This window comes from Parasphingorhabdus sp., assembly GCF_036963705.1.
In the GTDB taxonomy this organism is placed as follows: Bacteria; Pseudomonadota; Alphaproteobacteria; order Sphingomonadales; family Sphingomonadaceae; genus Parasphingorhabdus.
The window spans coordinates 1-7,551 of the sequence record NZ_JBALUT010000095.1 but is presented as its reverse complement, the minus strand read 5'-3'; the positions used below and the strand labels follow the sequence as shown (position 1 = coordinate 7,551).

Here is a 7,551-nt window from a genome sequence, read left to right as displayed (position 1 = left end):
ACGCCGCGAGCAGGCGCTGGCGGCGTTCGAGGAAGTCGACCAGCATTTCCAGCGGCTGTTCGCGACCCTGTTCGACGGCGGCAAGGCGCATCTCGAGCTGATCAACAGCGATGATCCGCTGGAGGCCGGCCTCGAGATCATGGCCCAGCCGCCGGGCAAGAAGCTGACTTCGCTGACCCTGTTATCAGGCGGCGAACAGGCATTGACCGCCGTTGCGCTTATCTTCGGCCTGTTCCTGACCAATCCTGCGCCCATCTGCGTACTTGACGAGGTCGACGCGCCGCTCGACGACGCCAATATCGAGCGTTTCTGCGACCTGCTCGACAAAATGGTCGCCGAAACCAGCACCCGCTATCTGATCGTCACTCACAATGCCGTTACCATGAGCCGGATGCACCGATTGTTCGGCGTAACCATGGTCGAGCGCGGGATCAGCCAGCTGGTGTCGGTTGATCTGAACGCGGCGGAAGAGTTGCTGGCGGCGGAGTAGCCGTTGACATTTGCAATAAATGTAACTACATAAATTAATGAATTTGGCAGATTAGGCCAGACCTATAGCCATCGCGGGTTCTTTGGATGATAAATCTTCCGGGGATCCCGTATGAAAATAACATTCGACCCGGCGAAGCGTCAGTGGACCCTGGAAAACCGGGGCCTGGATTTTATCGATGCAGCGCTGGTCTTTGCAGATGATTTTGTCGAGTTGCTCGATGACCGGAAAGATTATGGTGAAGCCCGCTATCGGGTTTTTGGCCAGCTGAATGGCCGCTATGTTGTGATTATCTGGACTCCTCGCGGAAGTTCCAGACGTATTATTTCAATGAGGTACGCCCATGAAGAAGAAATCGAAAGAAATCGTTGAACCATGGCTGGATCCGGAGGATTTATCCGAATGGACGGAAGACCAGTTCCGCCGCGCGGCAGTATATGAAAAAGGAAAACTGGTCCGCCCCGCCGATGGCACGCTTACAAAACCCGGCCGACCAAAATTGGCCAATCCGAAACAGCAGGTCACCCTGCGTCTGGACAAGATCGTTCTGGAGACATTCAAGGCCTCGGGTGCCGGATGGCAGACCCGGATCAACGAGGCATTGCGCAAGGCGTTGAAACTCTAGTCCCCCAGCACCAGCCGCGGCCCCGGCCCTTTCAGCCCCGCCCGGTCCTCCGGATTATAAAGCGCGCATTTCTTCAGGCTCAGGCAGCCGCAGCCGATACAGCCGTCGAGCCGGTCTCGCGTGCGTTCCAGCTCCGCGATCCGCGCGTCGATCACCCCGCGCATCGCCTTGCTGATCCGCGTCCAGTCGGCCTGAGTCGGCGTGCGGCCGTGGGGTAGATTGGTGAGCAGACGCGCGATCTCGCCGATGCTCAGGCCCAGTTGCTGGGCGATCAGGACGAAACTGAGCCGGCGGATATCCGAACGCAGAAAGCGCCGCTGGCCGCCGCTGGAGCGAAAGGGTTCGACCAGCCCCTTTTCCTCGTAGAAGCGGATCGCCGAGACCGACAGACCGGTGCGGGCGGCGAGGTCGCCGATGGTCAGGGCTTTGGTTTCGGGCATATGCGTCTCCTTACTTTCCTCCCTGTGCGCAGCATAGGGAGGGGGACCGCGCGAAGCGTGGTGGAGGGGCATGTGCCATCCTCACTGCGTTCGGCCCCTCCGTCATCCGCCTTCGCCAAGGCTTCGGCGGGTGCCACCTCCCCGTTGCTCCGCAATGGGGAGGAAAAAATAATAGCTTGACCTCAACTTAACTTGAGATTGTACGAATCGCAAGCATGGAGATTTGGCGGGCTCCGGGAGCCAATCGCGAGACGGTAAACATGCTTCCAAGTCTTCCATTCAAGTGTCGTTAGCAATGCGAGGAAGACAGTATATGAAACTCAATCAGGTCACCGTCGGATGTCTCGATTACGACCGGTCAGTGGCATTTTACCGCCAGCTCGGCCTCACCCAGATCGTCGACTCCCCTCCCCGCTATGCGCGGTTCGAGACACCGTTGGGCGAAACCTTCTCGATCCATGCGGTGGAGAAGATCGGAGCGCCAACCACCATGGTCTACTTCGAATGTGACAATCTCGACGAGGTCGTCGCGGATCTGCAATCGAAAGACATCGCGTTCGATTCGCAGCCCATCAACCAAAGCTGGGGCTGGCGCGAAGCAAGGCTCCGCGATCCTGCCGGCAACCCGATCTGCCTGTTTTACGCCGGCGACAATCGCCGCTTCCCGCCGTGGCGGATCGACAATTCAACCAAGGAGAAAGGAAATGAAAAATGACCAACGGAAAACTCGAGCACGTCAACATCACGGTCAGCGACCCGCAAAGGAGCGCCGACCTGCTGCGCGATCTCTTTGGCTGGCATATCCGGTGGGAGGGGCCATCAATGTCGGATGGCCACACGATCCACGTCGGCTCCGATGACGACTATATCGCGCTCTATACCAATCCGGATGTTCGGGCGGCTGACCCCACGTTCAACAAGGGTGAGCCGATGAACCATATCGGCGTGACCGTCGATGATCTGGACGCGATCGAGATCAAGGTCGTGGCAGCGGGGCTGGAGCCGTTCGGACATGACGATTATGAACCCGGGCGGCGTTTCTACTTTTTCGACTGGAACAGGATTGAATTTGAGGTGGTGAGCTATGGCCCCAGGCAAGGATAGACTTGCCGGACCGCCTGTGGCAGCAACTTGCAATCTCTGTATATAACGGATCGGGACCATCATGCTCAAATATCAGAAATATTGCGCGATTCTGCTGGTCGCGAACTCTCCATCTGCATCGCTTGCGACTGATGAAGGGATCGACTTGCGCGATCACCCTTTTTGGCAATTTGATCTGGAAGAGAACCGAACCGCAGATGTAACCCTCGCCGATGTCGATGGCGACGGGGACCTTGATATATTGACGGCCAATGGTCGACATTGGGCGGAACAGGATTTCGTCTATCTGAATAGCGGAGACGGGCGGATGCTGGAGGCCAATTACCTCGGCAACGCCAAATCCGCCAGTTACACCATTCAGGCCGGTGATGTTGACGGAAACGGGACAATAGATGCCGTTGTCGTGCGCGATAAGCTGGATGCGGTTGTTTACCTGAACGACGGCACCGGCAGATATGTATTTTCCGCAGCAATCAAAGATAGCAAGGGGAACGCCCTATCGGCCGCGATGTTTGATACTGATAGCGACGATATTCTGGATCTCGTAATCGCTACCCGGCGCGGACAGGACATCATCTATAAGGGTGACGGCCATGGCGGGTTCCATGTCGGAACACCCTTGCCGGATACGGGCTTTGGTTCGACGGGGCTGGCAACAGGGGACCTCGATGATGATGGCGACATAGACATAGTGATCGCAAGACGTGATGATGCCGAAAGCGTTATCATGTTCAATCAGGCCGGAAGCTTCCGGCCCTTCCCCCTAGCTGAAAGCAAAGGCGACCACAGACAGGTCGTTATCGCCGAACTCACCGGAGACAAATATCCGGATATTGTATTGGCCGATACAGATGGCAGTTTTCTGTTCTATCAAGGCTCACCGAAAGGAGCATTCCAGAAACCGCGGACATTTGGGACTGTCGGCGATAATGTCCAAGCGCTAACATCGATCGACTTTGATGGGGATGGGGATCTCGACTTGTTCGCTGGCTGCGATGGAAGAAACATCATTTTTCAGAATAATGGCAAGGGAATTTTCAACCGTCAGGAGATTGGCGAAGAAGCCGATAGCTATGGTGTCGCGGCTGGCGACATGAATGGCGATGGACTGTCAGACATTGTTGTCGCCAATTCCGGAAGTGCGAACCAAGTGCTTCTTAACCGATCCGTCAAGAAATAGAAAAACTAGGATATGACCGCGCCAAAGTCTCAACCAGTGAGACAATGGCGCGGCTGATAATTTAGAGACTAGGATTAACCAGCACCTTCTCGCCAGTAGCCTTCTTCTCGTAGCCCTTGGCGATTTCGGGGTCGATCATGTCCATCAGGCTGATCTCGCTCGAATATTCGCTGTTGAAGATGCCGTTGCGCTCTTCGACGGTATACATGCGCATTTCCATCATCCGGTCGCGGCCGACTTTTTCGAGATGCGGGGTGAGCAACCAGCCGGCAACACCCCAGTAGAGGCCTAGACCGCCGCCGAGGATGGTCTCGCTGGTGTCGAGACGGCCATAAATATAGACCTGCTTATTGACGGTGGAGCCGTAGACGCTGAATTCCGCGCCGCGCACTGCCGCTGCTTTTTCCATCGCGGTGAGGATGTAGCTGGCCATCTTGCCACCACCGATTGCATCAAAGCCAAGCGTCGCGCCGGTTTCTGCCAGAGCTGCAATCAGCTGCTCCATGAAATCGCCTTTGCTGCTGTCGATGACATGGGTCAGGCCGAGGTCGGTGAGGATCTTCTTCTGCGCGTCGCTACGGACAATGGCGACCAGCGGGATATTGTCCTTGAGGCAAAGCTTGGCCAGCATCTGGCCGAGATTGGAAGCCGCAGCGGTGTGGACCAGTCCGGTATGTCCTTCCGCATGCATTGTGTTGATGAAGCCCTGGGCTGTCATCGGGTTTACGAACAGCGATGCGCCTTCCCGGGCTGCTGCGCCTTCGGGGAGTGGCACGCACGCCGCGGCTGGCATCACGCGATGGGTGCGATACATTTCGCCGCCGACGATGGTGACGGTCTTGCCCATCAACCCCTGGGCTGCTTCGGATGCACCGGCTGCGACAACTGTGCCAGCGCCTTCATTACCGGCAGCAAGCTTCTTGCCTGCACGGCCTTTAAAGAATGGCTGCATCGCAGGTTCGACGTCGGCAACCAATGCCGGGTTGCCGTCAACGGTTTCGCTGCGCACGGTGTCCATGTTGGCAGCAGCGGTCAGCAAGCCGAGATCGGATGGGTTGATCGGAACCGCTTCCATTTGAACGACGACTTCATGGTCCTTCAATTCCGGCACTTCATACGGCTCGATCGACAGGATCGATTTGCCATCCTCGGTGACGGTTGTGAACAGTTGCTTGGCGTCGGGAAATTTACTCATTGGATATTCCTCTCTCTTGTGTTGCTATAAAACTTCTGGCGGCGGCGAGACCGCCCCATCATGTGGCATTGTCGGAAAATTCGATCACCGTTTCATCGATAATCTGTTTGGCAGTCTTAACCTCGTCATTCAAACCTCGTGAATCAACCCATCGGATACATGATTTCCCGGCTGATCTTGTAGATCCGCTTCATCATCTCGGGGCTGAGCTCGAGATCAGCGGCGGCAAAAATCTCCGGCAGCTGATCGGTATGAGTAGCGCCGACAATCGTGGAAGCGACAAAATCATGCTGCTTCGACCATGCGGTTGCCAGCGTCACCGGCGCAACGCCCAGCTCCTCGGCAATTGCCATGAAGCGTTTGGTCGACTCCTCCGACTTGGGATTGACGAAACGCTCCGCCATTTTCTTTTGCCGGCCGCCAAGACTGAGATAGGCCGAAAAACGCGCACCCTCTGGCGTCGCGCCATCATTATATTTGCCCGACAGGGCCCCGCCAGCGAGTGGCGAATAAGGAATCAGGCTGACCCCTTCCTGACGGCAGACCTGCGCCAGTTCATCCTCGAACCGGCGGTTGTTCATGCTGAAATTATTCTGGATCGTGCAATAGCGGGTGACGCCCAGCCGCTCTGAAGCTTCCAGCGATTTCATCAGACCCCAGCTGGTTTCGTTAGAGCAACCGATAGTGCGGATCTTTCCCTTGCGAACTTCTTCGTCGAGCACTTCCATGGTCTCGTCATAGGCAGTGCCATGATCGGGCCAGTGGGTCTGGTAAAGGTCGATATAATCGGTCTGGAGCCGCTTGAGGCTATCATCCAGCGCTTTGACGATATTGTGACGATCCATCGCCGTCATACCTGCGCGTTGCGCGGATTCTATCCATCCGTGACTAGGTCCGGAGACCTTGGTCGCGATGATCAGACTGTCGCGATCCTTGTCCTTCATCCAGCGGCCGACAATATTCTCGGTCTCTCCTGCCCATTCACGTTTGGGCGGCACCGGATAATTTTCTGCGGTATCGAAGAAGTTGATCCCGGCTTCGACCGATTCATCCATGATCCTGCGTGACATCGCTTCGTCGGCGCTGCTGCCAAAGGTCATCGTGCCCATGCAGATTTCGGATACAAATATCGGGCTTCGGCCCAGACGGCGTTTCTTCATGCAATTGTCTCCGGGAGATTGGGGTTCGAATTAACTGTGCGGTTAAGGACCTTAGCCCGCATCGGTTGCGAAACGCAATCCAATTTCTCGGAAGTCTAGCCGGCCTGCCCGAGAACCACGCAAGCGAGAAACATCAACAGGCCGGCAAAACGGTTGGACCGGAACTTGGCAAGCGCATCATCACCGTCGTCGCTTTTCAGCGTCACCGCTTGCCACATCAGGTGCAGCGCAATCGGAACCAGAGCCGCCAAAGCAAGCCATTGGGGCCGAAGCATCCAGAATGCCGCCGCCCAGCTCGCCAACGCGATCAGGTAGAACAGCAAGACGCCGGATCGCACATTCTCCCCCAGACGCAGCGCGCTCGACCGTATACCAACCAAGGCGTCATCTTCTTTATCCTGCAATGCGTAAATCGTATCATATCCGATCACCAAGAAAATCGAACCGAGATAAAGCAGCGCCATTGCCCAGTGGAACGCAGGGTCAATCGCCAGCCAACCGACCAGCGCGCCCCAGCTGAATACCATCCCCAGCCAGGCCTGTGGCCACCAGGTGATTCGTTTCATGAACGGATAGGCGGCAACCAGAGCCAGACTGCCCAGCGCCACCAGTTTTGCGGTCCCGTTGATCTGGAGCCAGACCAGCAGTCCAATCAGGCATAATATTATCAACCAGATCCACGCTGCTTTCAGCGATGTCACGCCACTGGCCAACGGCCGCGAGCTGGTTCGCTCGACTTGGCGGTCGAGATCACGATCGACGATATCATTATAAACACAGCCTGCTCCGCGCATTACAATCGACCCGAGCAATAGCCAGAGCAGTAAATCCCATCGTTCCACCGCACCACCGGCCAACGCGATGCCCCAGGCGCACGGCCAGAACAGCAACCACCAGCCGATCGGGCGGTCAAAGCGGGCGAGCAAGGCAAAGGGTCGGGCTGCGGCCGGCAGCAAGCCGACAATGCCCTTATGTTCGGAATCGGGGACGAGATGATCAGATGGCAAGGACATGACAGCCGTTTATCGGTATTTCTTCAACTCGTCATCCTGAACTAAGGACGGTAGTTCTGTATTATGTTGATATTGCATAATAAATATCGACATAATTTGCCTGTGCAGGAACTGTGTAGATAAAATACGGTTTCAATTCGCTGCTCCTGATATAATGGTGGCTGATGGCATACTCGTTGTTTGCAGTCCATTGGAAATATGTGCGGTCCAAAACCGGCCCGATCTGCCCTTCGGTCTCATCAGCCATTAGTAAGCGTGAGGATAACTTCACGCCAGTTTTCTAAATAGTCAGAAGATGTGAGTTGTGCCTATCTCAGTTTAGTCAGACGATTTGATTGCTTCAT

The 7,551-nt window shown here is 56.0% G+C and carries 9 protein-coding genes and 1 pseudogene; 6 read left to right on the top strand and 4 right to left on the bottom strand.

Going from position 1 to position 7,551, the window contains the following annotated elements; translation table 11 throughout:
* From V7680_RS14300 to V7680_RS14290, 3 genes and pseudogenes are all read left to right on the top strand, one after another.
* Window positions 1-490, top strand: a pseudogene (locus tag V7680_RS14300) (chromosome segregation protein); the annotation flags it as partial.
* A 111-nt stretch (window positions 491-601) separates the two neighbouring features.
* Window positions 602-862, top strand: a complete 261-nt coding sequence (locus V7680_RS14295) for a BrnT family toxin (protein ID WP_335653941.1) — start codon at window positions 602-604, stop codon at window positions 860-862.
* The gene (locus V7680_RS14290) at window positions 834-1,115 is read left to right on the top strand and encodes a BrnA antitoxin family protein (protein WP_335653940.1); all 282 of its coding nucleotides are present in this window, start codon (window positions 834-836) and stop codon (window positions 1,113-1,115) included. The genes V7680_RS14295 and V7680_RS14290 overlap by 29 nt, the downstream gene beginning before the upstream one ends.
* Here V7680_RS14290 and soxR read toward each other — a convergent pair.
* Window positions 1,112-1,555, bottom strand: a complete 444-nt coding sequence (gene soxR, locus V7680_RS14285) for a redox-sensitive transcriptional activator SoxR (RefSeq protein WP_335653939.1) — start codon at window positions 1,553-1,555, stop codon at window positions 1,112-1,114. The two genes, V7680_RS14290 and soxR, sit on opposite strands and share 4 nt — an antisense overlap.
* 313 nt (window positions 1,556-1,868) lie before the next feature.
* On the opposite strand from soxR, the gene V7680_RS14280 reads away from it, so the two are divergent.
* The 3 genes from V7680_RS14280 (at window position 1,869) to V7680_RS14270 (ending at window position 3,839) form a co-directional block, all read left to right on the top strand.
* Complete coding sequence (locus tag V7680_RS14280; RefSeq protein WP_335653938.1) at window positions 1,869-2,270, top strand: VOC family protein; 402 nt, start codon at window positions 1,869-1,871, stop codon at window positions 2,268-2,270.
* Window positions 2,267-2,659, top strand: a complete 393-nt coding sequence (locus tag V7680_RS14275) for a VOC family protein (RefSeq protein ID WP_335653937.1) — start codon at window positions 2,267-2,269, stop codon at window positions 2,657-2,659. The genes V7680_RS14280 and V7680_RS14275 overlap by 4 nt, the downstream gene beginning before the upstream one ends.
* Window positions 2,660-2,720: 61 nt before the next feature.
* Window positions 2,721-3,839 (top strand): FG-GAP repeat domain-containing protein, encoded by a 1,119-nt coding sequence (locus V7680_RS14270; RefSeq protein ID WP_335653936.1) that lies wholly within the window; start codon window positions 2,721-2,723, stop codon window positions 3,837-3,839.
* 61 nt (window positions 3,840-3,900) lie between these two features.
* Here the strand turns inward: V7680_RS14270 and V7680_RS14265 are convergent, their stop codons facing one another.
* The 3 genes from V7680_RS14265 to ubiA form a co-directional block, all read right to left on the bottom strand.
* Entirely contained in the window at window positions 3,901-5,034 is a 1,134-nt protein-coding gene (locus V7680_RS14265; protein WP_335653935.1) for an NADH oxidase, read from the bottom strand.
* Between the two features lie 143 nt (window positions 5,035-5,177).
* Window positions 5,178-6,194: an aldo/keto reductase gene (locus V7680_RS14260; RefSeq protein WP_335653934.1), complete on the bottom strand. Its 1,017-nt coding sequence runs from the start codon at window positions 6,192-6,194 to the stop codon at window positions 5,178-5,180.
* Window positions 6,195-6,289: 95 nt separating this feature from the next.
* Window positions 6,290-7,207: a 4-hydroxybenzoate octaprenyltransferase gene (gene ubiA, locus V7680_RS14255; RefSeq protein WP_335653933.1), complete on the bottom strand. Its 918-nt coding sequence runs from the start codon at window positions 7,205-7,207 to the stop codon at window positions 6,290-6,292.
* Window positions 7,208-7,551: the final 344 nt, after the last annotated feature.

Excerpts from the sequence above, each read along its gene's own strand:
- soxR (WP_335653939.1), bottom strand. The coding sequence starts at position 1,555 with ATGCCCGAAACCAAAGCCCTGACCATCGGCGACCTCGCCGCCCGCACC.
- V7680_RS14275 (WP_335653937.1), top strand. The coding sequence starts at position 2,267 with ATGACCAACGGAAAACTCGAGCACGTCAACATCACGGTCAGCGACCCG.
- V7680_RS14260 (WP_335653934.1), bottom strand. The coding sequence starts at position 6,194 with ATGAAGAAACGCCGTCTGGGCCGAAGCCCGATATTTGTATCCGAAATC.
- V7680_RS14280 (WP_335653938.1), top strand. The coding sequence starts at position 1,869 with ATGAAACTCAATCAGGTCACCGTCGGATGTCTCGATTACGACCGGTCA.
- V7680_RS14270 (WP_335653936.1), top strand. The coding sequence starts at position 2,721 with ATGCTCAAATATCAGAAATATTGCGCGATTCTGCTGGTCGCGAACTCT.
- V7680_RS14290 (WP_335653940.1), top strand. The coding sequence starts at position 834 with ATGAAGAAGAAATCGAAAGAAATCGTTGAACCATGGCTGGATCCGGAG.
- ubiA (WP_335653933.1), bottom strand. The coding sequence starts at position 7,207 with ATGTCCTTGCCATCTGATCATCTCGTCCCCGATTCCGAACATAAGGGC.
- V7680_RS14265 (WP_335653935.1), bottom strand. The coding sequence starts at position 5,034 with ATGAGTAAATTTCCCGACGCCAAGCAACTGTTCACAACCGTCACCGAG.
- V7680_RS14295 (WP_335653941.1), top strand. The coding sequence starts at position 602 with ATGAAAATAACATTCGACCCGGCGAAGCGTCAGTGGACCCTGGAAAAC.